13 protein-coding genes are annotated in these 18,659 nt (G+C 58.0%); 4 read left to right on the top strand and 9 right to left on the bottom strand.

The window, feature by feature from the left end; all coding sequences use genetic code 11:
* Window positions 1-6: 6 nt before the first annotated feature.
* The 4 genes from F8N36_RS08130 to F8N36_RS08115 all read left to right on the top strand — a co-directional run bounded on the left by F8N36_RS08130 (window position 7) and on the right by F8N36_RS08115 (window position 5,888).
* Window positions 7-1,287 (top strand): hypothetical protein, encoded by a 1,281-nt coding sequence (locus F8N36_RS08130; protein ID WP_291332298.1) that lies wholly within the window; start codon window positions 7-9, stop codon window positions 1,285-1,287.
* Window positions 1,288-1,612: 325 nt separating this feature from the next.
* Window positions 1,613-2,572 (top strand): transglutaminase-like cysteine peptidase, encoded by a 960-nt coding sequence (locus F8N36_RS08125; protein WP_291332297.1) that lies wholly within the window; start codon window positions 1,613-1,615, stop codon window positions 2,570-2,572.
* A gap of 107 nt (window positions 2,573-2,679) precedes the next feature.
* The gene (locus F8N36_RS08120; protein WP_291332296.1) at window positions 2,680-4,857 is read left to right on the top strand and encodes an HD domain-containing phosphohydrolase; all 2,178 of its coding nucleotides are present in this window, start codon (window positions 2,680-2,682) and stop codon (window positions 4,855-4,857) included.
* 5 nt (window positions 4,858-4,862) lie between these two features.
* Window positions 4,863-5,888, top strand: coding sequence for a hypothetical protein (locus F8N36_RS08115; RefSeq protein WP_291332295.1), 1,026 nt, complete (start codon window positions 4,863-4,865; stop codon window positions 5,886-5,888).
* 222 nt (window positions 5,889-6,110) lie between these two features.
* On the opposite strand, the gene F8N36_RS08110 is transcribed toward F8N36_RS08115, so the two are convergent.
* The 9 genes from F8N36_RS08110 to F8N36_RS08070 form a co-directional block, all read right to left on the bottom strand.
* A complete protein-coding gene (locus F8N36_RS08110; RefSeq protein ID WP_291332294.1) occupies window positions 6,111-8,555 on the bottom strand; it encodes a flagellar hook-basal body complex protein in 2,445 nt (814 codons plus the stop codon).
* Between the two features lie 83 nt (window positions 8,556-8,638).
* Window positions 8,639-9,385, bottom strand: a complete 747-nt coding sequence (locus F8N36_RS08105; RefSeq protein WP_291332293.1) for a flagellar hook assembly protein FlgD — start codon at window positions 9,383-9,385, stop codon at window positions 8,639-8,641.
* Window positions 9,386-9,409: 24 nt separating this feature from the next.
* Window positions 9,410-11,440, bottom strand: coding sequence for a flagellar hook-length control protein FliK (locus F8N36_RS08100; protein ID WP_291332292.1), 2,031 nt, complete (start codon window positions 11,438-11,440; stop codon window positions 9,410-9,412).
* Window positions 11,441-11,552: 112 nt separating this feature from the next.
* Complete coding sequence (locus F8N36_RS08095; RefSeq protein WP_291332291.1) at window positions 11,553-12,965, bottom strand: glycosyltransferase family 9 protein; 1,413 nt, start codon at window positions 12,963-12,965, stop codon at window positions 11,553-11,555.
* Between the two features lie 2 nt (window positions 12,966-12,967).
* Window positions 12,968-14,797, bottom strand: coding sequence for a glycosyltransferase (locus F8N36_RS08090; protein ID WP_291332290.1), 1,830 nt, complete (start codon window positions 14,795-14,797; stop codon window positions 12,968-12,970).
* Window positions 14,794-15,930, bottom strand: coding sequence for a FapA family protein (locus F8N36_RS08085; protein ID WP_291332289.1), 1,137 nt, complete (start codon window positions 15,928-15,930; stop codon window positions 14,794-14,796). Before F8N36_RS08085 ends, F8N36_RS08090 begins: the two co-directional genes overlap by 4 nt.
* A gap of 39 nt (window positions 15,931-15,969) precedes the next feature.
* Window positions 15,970-16,323, bottom strand: coding sequence for an STAS domain-containing protein (locus F8N36_RS08080; protein ID WP_291332288.1), 354 nt, complete (start codon window positions 16,321-16,323; stop codon window positions 15,970-15,972).
* 32 nt (window positions 16,324-16,355) lie between these two features.
* Entirely contained in the window at window positions 16,356-16,838 is a 483-nt protein-coding gene (dtd, locus tag F8N36_RS08075) for a D-aminoacyl-tRNA deacylase (protein WP_291332287.1), read from the bottom strand.
* A complete protein-coding gene (locus tag F8N36_RS08070) occupies window positions 16,838-18,625 on the bottom strand; it encodes a long-chain fatty acid--CoA ligase (protein WP_291332286.1) in 1,788 nt (595 codons plus the stop codon). The genes dtd and F8N36_RS08070 overlap by 1 nt, the downstream gene beginning before the upstream one ends.
* Between the last annotated feature and the right edge of the window lie 34 nt (window positions 18,626-18,659).

Below are 18,659 nucleotides of genomic sequence, written 5' to 3'. Positions count from 1 at the left end.
CAGACAATGACAACAACCCGCAAATCCCTGCCGCCCATGGCGCGCATACGGCAGTCATTTACCCGGCCCCGGGTGGATGATGCCGCAGCAGAAATGACCGCACAGATGGAACTGCTTGCGCCGCGCATCAAGGCTGGCACAAATGTGGGCATAACCGTGGGCAGCCGGGGCATACAGAATATTTGCGCCATGCTGGAGGCCGCCATTGCCGTTGTGCGCCGCTGTGGTGCTACCCCGGTGCTGCTGGCGGCCATGGGCAGCCACGGCGGCGGAACGCCCGAAGGGCAAAAGGAAGTGCTCGACAGCCTGAACATTACCGAAGAAAGGCTTGGAGCAAAGGTTGTGACCTGCGCCACCTGTCGCAGCATTGGGCAAACGCCCGACGGCCTCACAGCCCACATGCTTGATTCCGCCTTTTCGGTGGATGCCATCATTCCCATCAACCGAGTCAAAACGCACACCTCGTTCAAGGGCTGCGTTGAGAGCGGCATGTGCAAGATGCTGGTGGTAGGCCTTGGCGGCCCCGGCGGGGCGGGGCAGTTCCACAGTCTGGGGCAGGCGCAACTGCCGCGCCTGCTGGTGGATGTGAGCCGCATCATTCTGCAAAAGATGCCCGTTATCGGTGGCATTGCCATTGTGGAAAACGCCTACGAAGAAACCGCACGTATTCAGGGCCTGCTGGCCGAAGAAATGATCGAGCGCGAGGTGGAGCTGCTGACCTGGTCAAAAACCCTCATGCCCGCCTTGCCCGTAGACAGGCTGCACGGTCTGATAGTGGAGGAAATGGGCAAGAACTTCAGCGGCACGGGTGTGGATACCAATATCATTGGCCGCTTGCGTATTCAGGGCGAGGCCGAGATGACCAGCCCTAATATCCGCTATGTTTCGGTGCTGGATATTTCGGAAGAGTCGCACGGCAATGCCACTGGCATCGGACTGGTGGACTTTGTGACCCAGCGGCTCATCGACAAGGTTGACCGCAAGGCCACCTATCTGAACAACCTTACCACCACCTTTGTGACCCGCGCCTTTTTGCCAACCTGGTATGATACGGAGCAGGAAGCGCTGGAGACCATGATGTTCTGCCTGCGCAGCATACCTGAAGACGAAGTGCGTCTGGTGCACATTCCCAACACCCTGTATCTCACAGACTGCTTTGTGAGTGAGGCCGTGCTGAAGGAACTCACTGATACTTCGCGCTTTACAGTGGTGCACGAACCCCGGCCGGTGCTGTTTGATGCGGCCGGGCAACTGGCAGACCGCATAGGCAGGCCGCATCAGGCATGATTCTGGGGTCAGCCTCAGTAACGTATGAGGCCATATGCCGTTCTGCGGCTGAGGGGCATTTCAGTAGGGGCCGCCATGCGCGGCCCCTTTTGCGTTGCTGATTTGTTGTCTTGTTGCGTTGTTGTGTGGTGGGTGTGCTTACGTGCGCCAGCCATGGCCAGATTTTGCCCTCTAGAGGCGAAAATTGCGACCAGCAGCCTGCAGAATACTGGACGCATGCAACGCGGCAGTATAGTATCAAACGTCGCATACGCCTGTAATCGGTGAACCTATGCCAAAATTTCGGCACACCAAATTAATTTTTGCCGCCACCTTCTCTGGAGTTATGGCGGCTCTTTTGGTCTGCCTGCTGTGCTGGAATCAGGGCTGGAACCCCGCCTGGGCTGCGGCCCTGAATCCGCAGGCCGGAGCCCCCATTGGCACGGCCAGTGTTTCTGAACCTCCTGCCATATCTTCCAGCGCTGCCAAAAGCAGCACTCTCCAAAATACCACCAATGGGCAGGCTGCTGACCCAAATGGCCCAACAGGTGAAAGTTCTGCTGTTTCCGTACCCCCAGCCGATGCTGCCGGGCTTGCCGAAGATCAGGTTTCCGAGCAGGAACTGGCGGATCAGGCGGAGGGCCAGCAGAAGGCCGGTGCCGCAGCTCCGGCTGCAACGCCTGCCACCGCACCGGCCACACCCGCGGGTGCTGCTGTTCCTCAGGCTGCAGGCGGCGCGCACGATTCAAAGGTGCAGCTTTTTGGCACGGTTGAATTCAAACGCCCCCTTTCGACCCTGCCGGGCTGGCTTGATCTGCTCAAGCGCAACAACATGGATCCCATTTTTATTCCCGGCAAGGTGTTCAAGAAAGGCGTAACCTGGGAGAATTTCAAGTCCAAGGCTCCCATGAACAACAAAATGGAACTGCTGCGCTACGTCAATGCATTCTGGAATACCTGGCCGTATGTGGAAGACATCGTTAACTGGAAACAGGAAGACTACTGGGAAATTCCTGCCGAATTTCTTAAAAAGTCAGGCGATTGTGAAGACTATTCCATTATCAAGTATTTTACCCTTAAGGAATTGGGCGTTGCACCCGAAAGCATGCGTATTGTGGTTGTGCGAGATACAATCCGAAATTTTGCTCATGCCGTGCTGGCCGTGTACGTTAATGACGATGCCTTTATTCTTGATAATTTGAGTAATTCGGTTTTGTCACACACCAAACTGCGCCAATACAGTCCACAGTATTCGGTTAATGAGTTTGGCCGCTGGGCCCACATGAAGGGCCGCAAGATAAACTAGAGCCACCAGACCGTGCCTTGGGCATGGGAGCGTGGCGGGTGCAGTACCCATGCGGCAAGATTGCTGCAAACGGCACTGCCAATCGTAAAGTACAACAGGATATGCCCATGAAAACGCAGGAACTTAACGAGCAAGCCGTTGCCGGACGCTACCGTCTTAAAAAGGCGGCTGTGGCGGCGGTGAGCCTTTCGTTGCTGGTGGTGGCTGCCGCCATTGCCTATGGTCTTTGCACCTTGCAACTCAAGAACGTCACACAGGATATCCTGAATAACCAGCGTGAAGTGCAACAGTCATGGGTCGATAAATCGCAGGAATCCATTCGCGCCTGGCATACCGCAGTGGTGGAACAGGCACGGCTTGTGAGTACTGCCGAGATGTTTCGCCTGTTTGCTGTAGATGTGCGCAATCTTGGCCACAACGGGCAGGCGCGCCTTTCCGCGCCCGACGCCATGAGCCACAGCGATGAATCGTTGCGCAATCTGGCCGAGCAGATGGGCTACATGCAGGACCTGCTGCAGGATTTCAGCCGCAGCAAGGGCTGGATTTCTGCCAAGATGGTGTCGCCCAAGGGCAACCCCTTTGTCGTGCGCATGGGCGATACCCCCCTGGATGAAGCGCAGATTGCCCTTGCCGCGCGGGCTGTTGAGCAGAAGACCGTTGTTTTTGGCCCGGTGCGCGCCCTTGGCAACAACGTTGTGATGGATCTGGCCGACCCCATGTACGAGGTGCTCGGACGTGGTGAAAACGCTCCTGTTGCCGTGTTTTTTGCAACTATCCCCATGGACAGGGTACTGACATCGTTTCTTGCCCTGCGCCAGGAGCAGTACGGCGGATTTTTACCCCGGATTCTGCAGACCGGAGCAAAGGGTACGGAGGCAGTACTGCTGCGTGACGGCAAGATTGTGCTGGAACCCGTGCAGCCCCTGCCGCTGGAAGACGGCCTTGCTTTCAAGCGCAGGCAGGCCCTTGTGGGCGGCGAAGAAGCCTATTCGCTTGGCAGCTACCTCAAAAATCTGGGTTGGCTTGTAGCCCTTGAGGCCCCTGCCGCCATGGTTGACGCTGTGGTTGAGGGGCAGGCCATGCAGATTTATGGTCTGGGCATTCTGGGCAGCCTTGGCACGGCGCTTTTGCTGGCATTTATCTGGGCTTCGCTGGTCAGCCGTTCGCACCGGGCAACAGCACGTCACTTCCAGCATCTGTACACGGTTATCCGCCAGCAAAAGATCATGCTCGACAGCGTGAACGCCTCGTTGCAGGCTGGCCTTATGCTTATGGACAAGGATGGCCGCCTGCAGATGTGCAACCCGGCCTTTGGCCAGATTGCGGGCAAGGACGAGAATACCCTGAAGGACACGCCCGTGGGTGACGTATTGCCGCAGGATGCCGCAACCCGCCTTATGGAAGGCATGGCTCAGGTGACTGGCACAGGCAAGGAAGGCAGCATAGAAGTTTCCATTCCCCAGCCGGGCGATGTGCGCCTGTACCGCGTGACGCTCTTTCCCTTTGAAGACGGAGATGCCGCCAGCGGGGCAAGCAAGGGCGGCTGCGTGGGCATATTCCAGGATATTACGGAATTCCGCCGCCGTGCGGAAGCCGCGCGCGAACGGCAAGCCAACAGCATCGCTGCCCTGGTGCGGGCCATCGAAAGCGTGGACGTGAACCTTATCGGCCACTCCATGAAGATGGAACACGTGGCGGATCTGCTCTCTGGCGCCATGAGCCTGCCCGACAAGGATCGCGAAACCCTGCGTCTTGCGGCACGGCTTTCGCAGGTGGGCAAAATCTTTGTGCCGCGCGAGCTGCTCACCAAGAAGGGCAAGCTTACACCCGAGGAACAGGCCGAAGTCATGCGCGCGCCAGAATACGCCTACCGCATCCTGCGCGACATGCAGTTCAACCTGCCTGTGCCCGACGCTGTGTTCCAGATGGGCGAGCGCATGGACGGAACGGGCCTGCCGCAGCGGCTGGCGGGCGAAGCCATCAACCACAACGCCCGTATTCTGGCTGTGGTCAATGCCTTCTGCGCCATGGTCAGCCCCCGTTCGTACCGTGCGGGCATGCAGCCTGAAGAAGCCGTTGGCCTTCTCATGAAGGACCAGGGCTTTGACAACGAAATTGTCATTGCCCTGTCGCAGATATCTGCCGTCGCTCTGCAACAGGCCATTGCCACGGCGGATGAGGCCAGCAAAAAATCGGCAGAGGCCTCTGCACCTTCCAGTCAGGCAACAGAAGAAAAGCCCGCCGGGCAGGCGGCAGATTCTGCCCCGGCAGAGCAGCAAAAATAACAGGCATGCCGGAACCAGTGATTCAGAATACAGCGGAGCAGGGCTGGTCTGATAAAATCGACGTGGCGATGAACATCTTCGCCAAGCCGTATCAGACCGCCCTCTCTGTGCTTTCGCTGCTCAAGCACAGCGGCAGGCATGTAGGGAGTGTGTGGCTGCAGTTTGAGCCCTACGGTTCCCAGTACGACATTGTCAGCCCCTATGCCATTGCCCAGTACCTGAGCGGCAAGATAGGCGATCGCTGTCGCGTATTTCAGCCCGAGTACTGGCTGGACCTCAACGCCGCAGACCCCGCTCGTCTGCACGAAGATGCCTACCGCTACGGCATCCGCTACCAGTATGCCTTTGAGCACAGCACAAGCCGCAGGCTCTTTTTGATGCACAACGACGTGCTGATATTGCAGGATGTGCTGGGGTTTATGCTTGATCAGATGGGCGAGGCGGTTGCGGTGGGGCATCTGGGGCAGTGCTGGAACTGCCCGGCCCATGTGGAAATACTGACGCGTGAAGTGATGGGCTGCGGGCCTTGCGATCCGCTCAACTACATGAATTTTCAGCCAGATTTTGACCAGTTGCAGCAACTCTACACTCTGGCGCAGCAAAAGGGCATTTTTGCCCGCCCCTACGATCAGGGTTTTACAGGCATCTTTGACCAGCAATCCTGGCCCCTGCCAGAATGCCGCGTCAATGAATGGGCCTGCCTGCTTGATCTTGAGGCATCGCGGCCAGTGTGTGTGCCCAACGGCCCGGTATTGCCGCCCGGTGCATACCGCCAGTGCGGCCCGGTTTGCCTTGATATTGGCGTGGAATGGTTCAGGGGCATGCACGCGCTGGGCAGATTTGCACGGCATCTGGATTTGTCGCGCCATCTCAAGCACTGGGTGGGTACGGGCAAGGTTACAGCCCGCAGGTATGCCCTGGCGGAAGAAAATGCCCTCAAGATACTGCTTGCAAATTTTCCCGACTACTGTGACTGGCTGCGCGGCACCATCGGTAACAAGTCTCTTGGTGTATCAGATATTCGCATCTGAGCTCCGGATTCAACAAGGGCAGTGCGCTATCATTTTTATACCCGCAGGGCCACCTGCGGGTTTTGTGTTTCTGCCCCTGTGCCCACCTTTGCGACAGCACAAAAAAAGGCGTCGTCCACCTGGACGACGCCCGACACGGGAAAGAATGGTTTGCAGCGCTATCCCCAACGCTGGGAGGGCCTTGCGGCCCTCCAGCCTTCTTTCAAGAGTGGTCTCTACTCGTTATCGCTTCATGCCGATTACTGTTTCCAGCATACTGTCCACTGTGGTGATGGTTTTCGAGTTTGCCTGGAAGCCGCGCTGTGTGGCGATCATCTGAACAAATTCTCGGGACATGTCCACGTTGGATTGTTCGATGTTGTAGGCCTTGGTTGAACCAAAACCGTTGTCGCCCGCCACGCCAAGATTGGCTTCACCAGATTCGTTGGTCTGCGCGTACAGGTTGCTGCCTTCGCGGTACAGCCCCTGGGTGCACTTGAAGTCGTACAGGGCGATCTGGTACAGCGGCAGGGTTTTGCTGTTTGAATACACGCCGTTGACAACGCCGTTATTGTCGATCTTGACGTTGCTGAGCGTACCGGAGGCGTAGCCGTCCTGGGTTCTGTTCTGCACCGTGTACGACGTGGTATTGCTCACGCTGGCCGAGTCGCCACGCTGCACAGAGGTCATGGTGGGAACCACGGTGCCATAGTTGACCACGTTCTTGTAAATGGGCACACCGGTAGTCGGTGCCACGCTGGTCTGCTTTGATTCGGTGGTCAGGCTCGCCAGAGTGTTGTTGCCGGTTACCATTGTCGGGTTGGGACGTGTGCCGGCATCGGGCAGCGTGTAGGTGGTCGGGGTAATGGGCTTGGCTACGTTGACCTCAAAGGAAGTGGTGCTTGTGAGGGTATGCGGCGTACCGCCGCCGTCCAGATATTCGTAGTTGGTGCCGTTGTGGTAAACACGGCGCAGCGTGCCGCCATCATCAAAGGCGCCATAGTACTTGGTACCGGCCACGGTGTAGAAGTTACCGTAACTGTCGCTGCCACTGGGGTACACGTTGCCCGTGGTCGTGTCTGTGGTCTTGTTGGTGTAGGTGGTACCACCGCTCACCACATAGTAGACGCCGCTGTTGCTGCCCACATTGAGGTTGCCGAGGGCCGTGCTCAATGTACCGTAAACGTTGGCCGGGTTGGCGCCAACGGTGGTGTCTTTCCAGTAGTAGCCCTTGCTGTCGGCGTACACAGGGTCGAGAGCTGCGCCGTTGGCGGTACCGTACTGACCGTTGGAAAGGGCGTAGTAACCGAACGAGTTCATGCCCAGAGGAGCACTGGCGCCGGTCCAGGGCAGGGTACCAATGGGATTGCCTGCGCTGTCTTTCTGCACGGTGGTAACAATGGGGTTATTCCACGTGGGGTTACCAATGTCTTTCAGGCCAAAGTCAAGTTCCGTAATCTGCTTTTCAACCTGGCTGACCGTGGTGCTGCCCTGGGTCATGGTTTCACTCACGCTGTTGGCGAGCGGCTGGCCGCTGAAGTTGGCCGAGAAGACGGGCAGGCCGTTGCTGGAGGTCTTGGTGGGCTGCCACGAACTCTTGAGCGAGGGGTCGACCGCAACCTGGTTGTTGGCGGCAGGTGTTTCGGTGGCACCATACGAGTAGGCAGTCTGGTTTACCAGCTTGCCGCTGGCATCAAAGATCATGACGCCGCTCATGAGCACGCCGGCCTGCTTGTTAGTTCCCATGACCGGGTCGTTATAAAATTTCGTGGGTTCGGTCGCCCAGGTGTTGGTGGTGGAGTTGTAGCCCTGACCACCATAGCCGCGCTGGTCTTCTGCCGGGGGGATGGTGACCATGTATTCATACATGGTGTAGCCAGCGGGCAGGCCTTCAATGCTGTAAACGGTCTTGCCGTTGGTGTCAGTTTTGGAGGCGTCGACCTGGTCGTAGTAGACCGTGAGATTGTGGGTAGAGCCGCCCTCGTCGTACACCTTGATGCTCGACTGCGTGGCATAGGCCGAGTCGGCCATGGGGGGCGTGCTTCTGGCATCCCACAGGTCAAAAAGTGCGGTCATGGGGCTGGTGCTGCTGGTGGTCTTGTCGCCAGTGCCGTCATTGGTCAGGCCCATGGTAAAGCTGACGTTGGTCGTCTGCTGGGGCGGAATGTTCCAGCTGTCCAGAACGATGTCCACCGGCGTGCCGGTGCCCTTGTAAGCAGAGTTGGTCGCGGTGGTAGAGCCCGTACTGGTCGAGCCACCATAAAAACTCAGCGACTTGGTATTGTCGACCTTCCAGCCTTGCAGCAGATAACCCTCGGGGTTTTGCAGCTCGCGGTTGTTGTTGAAATAAAAGTCACCGGCGCGGGTGTAGTACATCTGCTCGCTGTTGGGCTTGCGCACCTGGAAAAAGCCATTGCCGTCAATGGCAAGGTCGGTGACCGAGTTGGTGGATTCAAAAGAACCCTGCGAGTAGTCGCCAAGCACGGCGTAGGTGCTCACGCCCTGGCCGATCTGTGTGGTACCGCTCACGCTGCCACCGTCGGTGTAGAGATAGTCGCTGAAGTCTGCGCGCTGACCCTTGTAAGCCAGGGTGCTGACGTTGGCGATGTTGTTGCCGACGATGTTCATTTTGTTCCCGTGTGCCATAAGGCCGGAAACGCTTGCCCACATGCTGGATGAGAGACTCATAACTTCCTCCGTGTCTGGGGATAGGGGGATATTTTTTCGGGTAGCGCAGTGGGGACTGCCTGCCCGCAGTTAAATCTGTTTTGCTAACTCGTTGTCGTACCCGATCCGGGTGTATTCGTGCTGGTGGTCGTGGGCACGGTAACCTGCCGTACCTTTGAGAGTTCCATCAGCTGGCCGCCATCAAGGCCCAGGTAGACGGTGTTGTTGTTGTTCACAACGCCTGTGACCTTGGCGTCCACAACCTGGTCGGCAATAACTGCCTCGCCCTTGGCATTGAGCAGCGCCAGGTTAACCGTGTACACGCCGTCTGGGGCCGCAGCTCCGCTGCTGTCCTTGCCACTCCAGTTGAATTCGTATGTGGTGCCAGATGCCTTTGCCCCAACTGTTTCCGTGTAGATAACGTTGTTGTCGGCATCGCGCACCGTAATGGTTCCGCTGGCAACAGTATCGTTGGGCGCGTAGCGGAACTTGGTGATGGAGGTCGTCTTGGCGGTGGTGTCAGTGACCTTGCCAATGCTGTTGCCCGAAACGGTCACTTCCTTGCCAATGTAGGAGGTGGCGTTGATCATCTGCTCATTGTTGGTGGCAGTTGTGAGCGAGCTCATGCTGGTATTCAGGTTGATGAGCTGTTCAAGACTCGAGAACTGTGCCATCTGCGAGACAAATTCCTTGTCGTCCATGGGGTTCAGCGGGTCCTGATACTTGAACTGCGTAACCAGAAGCAGCATGAAGGCGTTCTTATCAAGATTGGCGCCGCCTGACTGCTTGCCAACAACGGCGTTAAACTCGTTGTTGGCCTGTGTGATTGCGGATGCAACGCTGCTAGCCATAATTCACTCTCCTCACGGCCCGGTTCAGGCAACCACATTGAGGTTGCTGGTGGCATATCTTGCCGTGTGACCAAGAGAATGCACAGGCTGTTCCAATGTTGATATTTCCGCGCCAGATGAGGAATTTCGGATGGTTGCAAGGTTCTTTAACCGGGCAAGTTCTTCCCTGCGGGCATCTTCTTCCTGCCGGGCATTGTGCTGGTTAAAGTCCTGCCACGTAGTACTGTTCTGCTCCTGATACGTTTCCTGCCGCACTTCCACCTTGTCCACCTTGACGCCCTGCTGCTCAAGGTTGGTGCGGATAGCATCAACCTGTCGGTTGATCATCTCGGCGATCTCGGACTTTTCAGAGCGGATAATGGCGCTGACCTCTCCGTTGCGCACCGAGAGCGTAACATTGATGGAGCCCAGTTCCTGCGGGTTGAGCTGCAGGTCAAGCCGTGTGCCGCCGCCCTTGATGGTTGAGAGCATGCCCTGCTCAACCTGCTGGGCAGCCTGACGGGCAATGGGGGCTACTGTGGCCACATCCTGCACATCTACAGAGATATTTTGCACGCCCTGGGCGTTTTGCGCTGCTTGCGCGGCGGCGTAGGCAGCGGCGTTGGCACGGCCTGTCATGGAGGCAGACTGCACATCCACCTTGCCCAGCAGTTCGCCCCACGAAGAATTGTTCTTATGGTCCTTGTCCGATTCGCTCTGGCCGGAATTGCTGCCGCTGTTCTTTTGCCCCTTGTCGTCAAACGCGGTGGCCTGCTGGCTGGCTGCCTGTGCCAGTGTCTGATTGGAGGCGGCAGTCTTGGCGGTCTGGGCCTCGGACTGCGTGGCAGACTTGGTGGTCTGGTTCTCTGGTTGCGCGGCAGATCTGGCTGCTTGAGCCAACTGTTGCACCGTCGACTGTGCGGCAGGCTGCGTACCCGCGTTGGATTCGGCAATTTTTTCTGCCTGTGACGAGCGCTGGGCCGCTGTGGACTTGTTGTCGTTGGCGGTATTGGTACGACGGGAGCTGGCGCTTTCGTCCTTGCCGATCATCTCGCTTTGCGCGGCAACCTTGATATCGCCCGATTCAGACTTTTGCCCGGCCTCAAGGGTTGCACCCAGAATGTCGTTGCTCTTTTGCCGCACGGTTTTGTCAATATGCACCTTGCTCTGCTGGGCAGTGCGGTCGCGCAGCGAGTTGGCCTGCTTTTCTTTTTCCGTGCGGGCCCGGGCCTTGCTGATGCGCGGCTGCAGGGTGGTCTTGAGTGCGGTATCCAGCGTCTTTTGCGCGGCAGCCTGCGAGGTGAAAAAGTCGGTAACAGGGGCCATCAGCGTGCCAAACTGCTCGTTGAGGCAGGTGATGGAGGCACTGCCGCCAAAACTGTTGGCCAGGGTCTGCAGGTTGCTTGTACCAAGGCCAAGGCCGCGTCCAAGCGAGATGGCTTCGCCCTGCGTAACTTCCATGGTTCCGGCGGGGTCAAGCTTGTTAACAAAAGAAGATATGGTGTTGAACGCCTGCTGTGCGTTGCCCTGCATCATCATGGTCTGAACAGTGGTGTCCAGCATGCCGGAGGGGTCGATCTTTTTGAGCAGCGAGGTGATGTTGGATTTGTCTTCGTCCGTGAGTACAGGGGTACTGCCACCGCCCTTAACACTGGCCGTAACCTGCGCAAGGGTTGCGCCATCAGGCATGTCGGCCAGGGCAGCCAGCTTCACGAGACTGTCGGGAGATGCCCCCGCCTTGAGCAGGTCGTTGTAAAGGTCTTTGACTTCCTGCTTGGTAAAGCACACTTCGTCCAGCGTGTAGGTAACGCCGTTGCTCGAATTGCGCGAGTAGGGGCTTTGCACCTGCACCGCGGCCTTTGCGGTGGCGGTGGCGGGTGTGGCTGAGTGGGCAGAAATGGCGGTTGTTGCCGTCTGGAAAGGATTGGCGGCCTCGCCTTCAGATTCTTCAACTGCCTTCAGACTGTTGTTGAGGACGTCGAGAAACGAGGACGTGCGCTCATCATCAGGGCGGTTGTTGCTGGCGGCATTCCAAAGAGTTTGGTTGCTGCTTATGCTTGTGGGAAGAATCTGCATTGTTCACTCCTTGCGCCATAAGCTATTCAAGGAGTGTTCCAAATATTTTAGTTGTGCAAATTCATATGGTTAAAAAATGAAGGGTATCTGCAGCAGGGCAATACTTGCCGTGTCAGGCAGGGTTGGCAAAAAGTGGGGCCAGCGCTGCCAGGCGCTGCACGGCCATGTGCCAGCCCTGATCGCTGAAAACGGTGTTTTGCAAAAACATGTGCATGTGGCCGGTAAAGAGGCGTATCATGCCGGGTTGCCTGCGCCAGAAGTCGTCGGGCAGAGGGCTGCGCTGCTTGAGATGGTTGCTGCAAATGGCGCAGAGTCTGGCAATGTGCTCCGCCAGGCTTTGGGCCAACCGGGGGTGTGTCGTATGCAGCAGCGTCAGTCTTTGCCGTAGCAGAGCTTCTTGCGTAGAATCATAAAGATACAGAAATGCTGCCTGCCACACGTCTTCCAGAAGGGGGCGGCAGGATGCCTCTGGCTGGGTCGAAACCCGCCTGAGCGTGTGCAGGCCCAGCGCGTCGCGCCCCGTGCGGTACAGGGCCAGCCCCTTTGCATCTGTGACCGTGGGGGCTGTGGCGGTTGCAAGGCCCGTGTGGATGTCCATGATAATTTTGGCTACAGGCGCGGGCAAAAAGGCCTGCTTGCAATACAGTCTGCCACGGGTGCACTGCCAGCAGCCAACACAGCTCATGGCGGCGCGCAGCACCCACTGGTCAGAGGCCGAAGGTCCGGTTTCGCGTGCGTGCACTGGCCCCATGGAAAGATTGAGCACTGGCACACCCAGAAAGTCGGCCAAATGCATGGGGCCGGTATCGGGCGTAACGCACAGGTCAAGCGTGCCCATAAGCGCCGCCACCTCGCGCAGCGTCAGTTTGCCGCACAGGTTGGCCTGCGTAAGCCCGGTGCGCTGGGCCACCTCCTGCCCCAGTTCCATCTCGCCCTTGCCGCCCAGAAATATGGGTGTCAGATCGGCCGCAGCCAGCCGCAGTGCAAGGCGCGCCCAGAATCCGGCGTCAGGGCGTTTGGCGGCCTCGCTGGCCCCAAGCACCAGCCCCACCCGGCGCGTGCCGGCGGGCGTAGGGCGCGAATGCCCCACGCAGGCAAGGCTTGGGCTAGGCGCAAGGTCGAGCAGATGCAGGTCGGCCCAGTGAAAGGCGTTGGCGTGGTTGTTCTGGGTAAGGGCGGTACGGTAGAGCTGCCAGAAACCCTGTATATGCAGCGAGTTGCCATTGGCCACAGGCCCCAGTTTGACGGGTGATTCCAGCCGGGCCATGGTTTGGGCTGCAACCGGGCTGCTGCTCAGGTTAATGGCCGCCGCATATCTGCGCATGGCGAGGGCCTCGCAGTGCGAGGAGGGAAAGAATACGGCATCGGGAGCCAGTGGCATGAGCTGCTCAAAAAAGGCAGGCTCGGCCACCACCCACAGGGGATTTTGCGGCCACAGCTGACGCAGGCGCACGAGCAGCGGAAAGGTCAGAATCAGGTCGCCCATGCGGTGCATCTGCAGCACCAGAATAGGATCAGCCGCCATGGTCAGCCTCTGGCAGTGCCACGGGCAGCAGGAGTACCGTAAACCTCGCGCATGCGTTCCAGCATGGTTTGCAGCCTGTGCTGCCATGTGTGGCAGGAAAGCACACGCTTGCGGGCGGCCTTTACAATACGCTGGCGTTCCTGCGGGTGCGCAAGATAATGGCGCACCATGTCCGGGGCTTCGTCCGGTTCGCGAAAACAGGCCATTTCGTGCGGCTCAAAAAGCTGCTCCATCTGTTCACGCCAGTCGGTAAGCACAAAACTGCCAGTTGCAGGCACATCAAATACCCGCTGGTTTACAGCGCCTTTCATCTGCTTGCTGGTACAGTTGAAATTGATGACTGACTGGGGATAAAAAAGCGGCAGATCGTGGTAATAGCTCAGCGCGTCCATATAACGTGGCTGCTGGGCCTCGTGGCGGAATTCCACCTTCCAGCCTGTATCACCCACAATGAGGGGGTGCAGGGGCAGCAGGCGGCGCACGCAGCCGTTGCGGTAGAGACGCGTTGCCTGCCATGTGACGGCCGTTTCGTAGGCCAGCTTTGCCTCGTTATCGGGCAGTGCTTCATAGTGTTGGTAGGCATCGGGACGGCAGTTTTTGAGAAAATCGGCCACCGAACGCTGGTCACTTTCCATAAATTCGCGCGAAACAGCGTGAAATGTCAGTAGCAGAGCACGGGGAAAACGGCCGTTTTTGAGTCTGCCGCCCACCTTGTACACCATGGAATTGCCCACAAAAGAGAGGTCTGCCTTCCAGACGGCTGGGGCTGAAGCTCCTTTGGCGGGGTGAAACCGGTCGGGATCCGTACCCAGTGGCAGATAGAAAACGTTGTCAAAGCCAGCGGCCTGCAGTGAGGGAATGTTGTCTGAATCCCACGTAAACAGGGTTGTCCAGGGGCTTACGCAGCGCGTGTACAGGTGGATGATGAGGTGGGGATTGTCCACAAACCACGAGGCAAGGGGCAGCTGTAGACGTGCCAGAAGGTCCATCAGCACGCCTTCCACATCCACGCCCATATGGTTGAGCGTGATGCAGCAGTCTGGTCTGAACGAGATGACCGCTTCAAGCAGCTGCTGTACGAAATCGGTGCGGGCCACCGTATCGTCGCTAAGCACCACCAGTTTGTGTTCAATGCCCAGCTTGCGGCATGCGCCCTCAAGTTCACCCATCAAAAAGTATTTGCTGGTCAGCAGCAGCACCCGGGGGCTGTCGTTCACAAAGCGTGGCCCGGTGGCTTTGCTCCAGAAGTCGAACTTCGCACTGGCGGCCAGTTCTTTTTGCAGTCCGCCGTAATAGTTGCGGTCGAGCCGCAGGTAGAAGGGCAGAGTCAGAGGCAGCAGGCGCATGCCCCCGTGGCGCATTTGCCAGTGGGTAAGTTCGACAAGCGCTTCCTGCGGCTGATCACTGGTGATGAGTGTTACGCGCTGCGCGAACTCTGCAGGCAGGTTTTGCAGCACATGCGTGATGGCCTGCAGGTCGGTTTCCTTCTCCACCACGGCAACCGGCCCATTACTGCGGTGCAATACATGCCCCAGGGCGTGACCAAGGCCGCAACCGAGCAGCACCGGCAGGCAGCCGTGTTGCAGCTCCTGCAACTGGGCATCGACTACTGCGGTTTCCCTTTCGGCACCGCCTGGGTGCAGCATGTGAAAAACGCGGTCGCCCAGCTGCACTTCTACATCATGGGGTATGGCATGGGGCGCAACGCCGGATAATCCGGCTTTTGCAGATTTGCTGGCGTGAATTTCGGCTGGAGTTTGGCCCGATTGTGCCTGAGTGCTGGTATGGTGAGAAAAGACCGCCGTAAAGCACGGCGTATGAGGCAGTGTCATCGTTTGGTGCTCGTCTGGGCGGGCTGCATTGGTTCCGAAATAATTTCGTTATCCACAAGGCGGAAAAGGGTGCACTTGTAGATTTTGTCCACAACCATAAATGCCCGCCCGATGGAAATTTCCACACCGGGGTACACTGTTCCCTGGCAGAGCAGGCGGCAGTTCTGCATGTAGCTTTCGTCCTGCGCCAGTCTGCTCCACAGTTCGTCGCGCCGGTTGATGAGCTGTCTGCGCTGTAGCCGCAGGGCCTGCAGTTTGCGCGAGGCATCGTTGGTTTCTGGCGGCAGGTGCCCGGCAATGGCGTTGAGGTGGGTGATGGTTTGCGAAAGCTGGGCAATAATTTTGTCGATCTTTTCCAGCTGGCGTATGCTCAGAGGGTCGTAGCCAAGGTACACCTTGGTGGCAAGCGCAGCCTTGTTGCCCAGTTGGTTGCCCACATACACGCTGCCGTAGGCGTTGACGATGCCGCCGTAGAGCTTGTCGCGCACTACCATGTTGCTGCCAGCATATATGGTGCTGTACAGGCAGGTTTTTTCGATCACCATGTTGCCGCGTGCGCGGGCCTCCACGCTCTCAAGAAACGTGGTCATGAGCTTGTCGCCCGCGTCAACCTTGCTGTGCTTGCCCGCGCCGCCACGAACGCCGCCTTCAACCAAAAGGTCGCGCCGGGCGCGCACCACGCCACCCTCAACCATGCCCATGATGCGCACGTTGTTGCCCTGCACGGAAAAGCCCGCGCGCACAGAGCCGTGCACAGCCATATCACCCACAAAAAAGATGTTGCCGGTCTGAAAGCTCACGTCCTGGCGCACGTTGAGCAGGGTTTTGACGGTAATTTTGCCGTTGAGGTAAAAAACATACCCCTTGGCGGAGGCGAGCAGATAGTTGGGATAGCGGGGATCAACGCGGGTGTTGCCGCCCATGGGAAAGACGGCCTTGTCGAGAACAAAGCGCGTATCGTACCCCTGTCTGGCAGCTTCCAGCGGTAAAATTTCCGCAAGAACCTGACCGGCGATAACATTCTGGACATAGCCCAGACTGTACACGTCGGTAGATCCGTTATCCCCACCTGGCTTGAGGTTGAGATAATCGAAATCGGGATTGAAGTAATGCCTCAGATAGTATTGCACCATGCACCATCCGTCGGGCTGAAGGGCATACCCGTGATATTGTTACTCAGCAGTATCGGGAATATAGCCTTTCAATTCTTCTTCACTCTCGAATGTGGGGAAAAACCCCTCAATTTCAGCCTTGCGCAACAGTTCTGCCACATGAGGCGCTGGCATCAGCAGTACCAGCCTGCGTCCGCGGCCTCGCCCCTTGGTGCTGGCGCTTACCAGCACTCCAAGCCCAGAGGTGTCCACTTTTTCCACGTGACTCAGATCGAGAACCACCTCGCGGATTCCCGGCGCCAGCAAATAATCTTCGAGCTGTTTGCTGAACTCAGCCACGTCGGTTATCAGCAGATTGCCTGAATAGCGTAGTACCGTGACATTGGTGTGTGATTCCGCCTTCAGCTCAAACATGGCTGTATTTCCTCCGTAAGGCATTAGACGCTTCAACGGGAAAACAGGTTGGCAGAGTCCAGAATAATGGTCACAGGCCCCCAGTTGCAAAGGCGCACATCCATATCGGCTCCGAAGATGCCTGACGATACGCTTACGGCGCAAGTTTCGTCAACCATTTGAACGAAATCCGAAAACAGGTCCTTGGCCCAGGCTGGGTCGCCCGCATCGGTGAAGGAGGGCCTGCGCCCTTTGCGGCAATCGGCGTAGAGGGTAAATTGCGGCACGAGCAGCAGCTGACCGCCAAATTCATCTAAAGATGCATGAAATTTATGGGCATTTTCTCCCGTTCCGGGAAAGATGCGCAACCCCACCAGCTTGCGGGCCATGGCCGTGTAGGAAGGAGAAGATCGAAAATCCGGCCCGTCTTCTTGTCCAAAACCCACGAGCGCCATGATGCCAGCGTCGATGGCCGCCACAAGACGACCATCGACGCTGACAGATGCTTCTTTAACTCTTTGCGCGATTATGCGCATCAGGCATGCCCCACAGGCTCGTCACCGTTTTCGGTGGCTGTGGGGGCGGCAGATTCGGCAGGAGCTGCGGAGGCGACATCCGTAGAGCGCCGACGTTTGCGGTTGGCCATCTTCTGCTCTTCTTCCTCACGCAGGGCGCGGCGCAGTACTTTGCCAACAATGGTCTTGGGCAGCTCGTCGCGAAACTCCACCAGACGTGGAACCTTGTAACCGGCCAGCTTCTGGCGGCACCAGGCTATCACCTCGGCCTTGGTGAGTTCCTCGCCTGGGCGGCGCACCACAAAGGCCTTGAGAATCTCGCCGCGCACATCGTCGGTGATGCCAACGCTCACGGCTTCAAGGACCTTGGGGTGTTCCAGCAACACTTCGTCCACCTCGCGGGGGTACACGTTGTAGCCGCCAACGATAACCATGTCTTTTTTGCGGTCTACTATATAGAAGTAGCCGTCATCGTCCATGGTTGCCAGGTCGCCCGTGTACAACCAGCCGTTGCGAAGGGCGCTGGCACTTTCATCGGGCCTGCGCCAGTAACCGTGCATGACCTGCGGGCCCTGAACGATGAGCTCGCCCATCTTGCCGGGGGGCAGGGTAAGAGAGCCGCCTTCCATGTCCACAATGCGCGCGTCGGTTCCCGGCACGGGCATGCCGATGGAATTGGGGCGCTGCCCCTGCGTGCCCAGCGGGTTGCAGTGGGTAATGGGCGAGGCTTCGGTAAGGCCGTAGCCTTCAAGAATGGCAGCGCCGGTGGTTTCCTGAAACTTGCGGAAAATCTCGCGGGGCAGCGGCGCGGAACCCGAAACGCAGATCTGGATGCTGCGCAGGTCAAAATCGGCCAGGTTCTTTTGCTGCAAGAGCGAAATATAGACCGAGGGCGCACCGGGAAAGACCGTGGGCTTGTACTTGGCAATGAGGCGCAGCACATCCTGTGGCACATAACGTGGCAGGGGCAGGGTGGTGGCCGCCAGGGCAATGGGAATGATCAGGCCCGTGGTAAGGCCGTACACGTGAAAGAAGGGCAGCAGTGAAATAAAGGTGTGCTTATCTTCTGCACTAACATGAATGATATCGAGTACTTGACGGCAGTTTGTGCCCACGTTGCTGTGGGTGAGGGTAACACCCTTGGGCAAGCCAGTGGTGCCGCCCGTGTACTGCAGCATGATGGGGTCGCGCAACGGGTCGGCAATGGGAGCCGAATAACGTTCCGCGCCCTTGAAAAAGTGCTTCCACTCATGAACGTTCTTGCCGTCGTACGGTACGGGTTCCTTGACGCTGCGGCTCTTCTTGAGGCGATAGAGCCAGTTGAGCGGGAAGGAAAGCGCATCCGCAGCGCCGGTGACGATAAAATTCTTCAGCGGCAGGCGGTCACGCAGGGCTGAAACACGCGGCCAGAGCAGGTCGAGCAGCACCATGTGCTCTGCGCCCGAATCCTGCATGTTGGCCATGATTTCCTTTTCCATATACAGGGGGTTGGTCATGACCACCACGCCCCCGGCCTTGATGATGCCCCAGAATGCCACCACTGTCTGCGGCATGTTGGGCATCATGAGGGCCACACGGTGTCCGGTTTTTACGCCAATGCGGCGCAGCGCGCCCGCAAAGCGTTCGGCCTGCTCACGCAGCTGCTTGTAGGTAATGCGCGTATTCTGAAATATAACGGCCAGCCGGTTGGGATATTTATCTGCGGCCTCATCCAGCAAGGCATACAGCGGCTTGTTCCACACCTCGGAAGTGCGTGGAACAAAGGAGTCGTAATGCGCAAACCAGGGTCTGCTGAGTTCTGTATTCATGTCCTTCCTTGTGTGGTCGATACGTTATGGCAGG

The organism is Desulfovibrio sp. (assembly GCF_009712225.1).
Classification (GTDB): Bacteria; Desulfobacterota; Desulfovibrionia; order Desulfovibrionales; family Desulfovibrionaceae; genus Desulfovibrio.
The sequence above is the reverse complement of the archived record's forward strand: the minus strand, read 5'-3'. Positions and strand labels throughout refer to the sequence as shown.

Bases quoted from the DNA above. Each gene is read 5' to 3' on its own strand.
- F8N36_RS08130 (WP_291332298.1), top strand. From the start codon at position 7: ATGACAACAACCCGCAAATCCCTGCCGCCCATGGCGCGCATACGGCAG.
- F8N36_RS08125 (WP_291332297.1), top strand. From the start codon at position 1,613: ATGGCGGCTCTTTTGGTCTGCCTGCTGTGCTGGAATCAGGGCTGGAAC.
- F8N36_RS08120 (WP_291332296.1), top strand. From the start codon at position 2,680: ATGAAAACGCAGGAACTTAACGAGCAAGCCGTTGCCGGACGCTACCGT.
- F8N36_RS08115 (WP_291332295.1), top strand. From the start codon at position 4,863: ATGCCGGAACCAGTGATTCAGAATACAGCGGAGCAGGGCTGGTCTGAT.
- F8N36_RS08110 (WP_291332294.1), bottom strand. From the start codon at position 8,555: ATGAGTCTCTCATCCAGCATGTGGGCAAGCGTTTCCGGCCTTATGGCA.
- F8N36_RS08105 (WP_291332293.1), bottom strand. From the start codon at position 9,385: ATGGCTAGCAGCGTTGCATCCGCAATCACACAGGCCAACAACGAGTTT.
- F8N36_RS08100 (WP_291332292.1), bottom strand. From the start codon at position 11,440: ATGCAGATTCTTCCCACAAGCATAAGCAGCAACCAAACTCTTTGGAAT.
- F8N36_RS08095 (WP_291332291.1), bottom strand. From the start codon at position 12,965: ATGGCGGCTGATCCTATTCTGGTGCTGCAGATGCACCGCATGGGCGAC.
- F8N36_RS08090 (WP_291332290.1), bottom strand. From the start codon at position 14,797: ATGACACTGCCTCATACGCCGTGCTTTACGGCGGTCTTTTCTCACCAT.
- F8N36_RS08085 (WP_291332289.1), bottom strand. From the start codon at position 15,930: ATGGTGCAATACTATCTGAGGCATTACTTCAATCCCGATTTCGATTAT.
- F8N36_RS08080 (WP_291332288.1), bottom strand. From the start codon at position 16,323: ATGTTTGAGCTGAAGGCGGAATCACACACCAATGTCACGGTACTACGC.
- dtd (WP_291332287.1), bottom strand. From the start codon at position 16,838: ATGCGCATAATCGCGCAAAGAGTTAAAGAAGCATCTGTCAGCGTCGAT.
- F8N36_RS08070 (WP_291332286.1), bottom strand. From the start codon at position 18,625: ATGAATACAGAACTCAGCAGACCCTGGTTTGCGCATTACGACTCCTTT.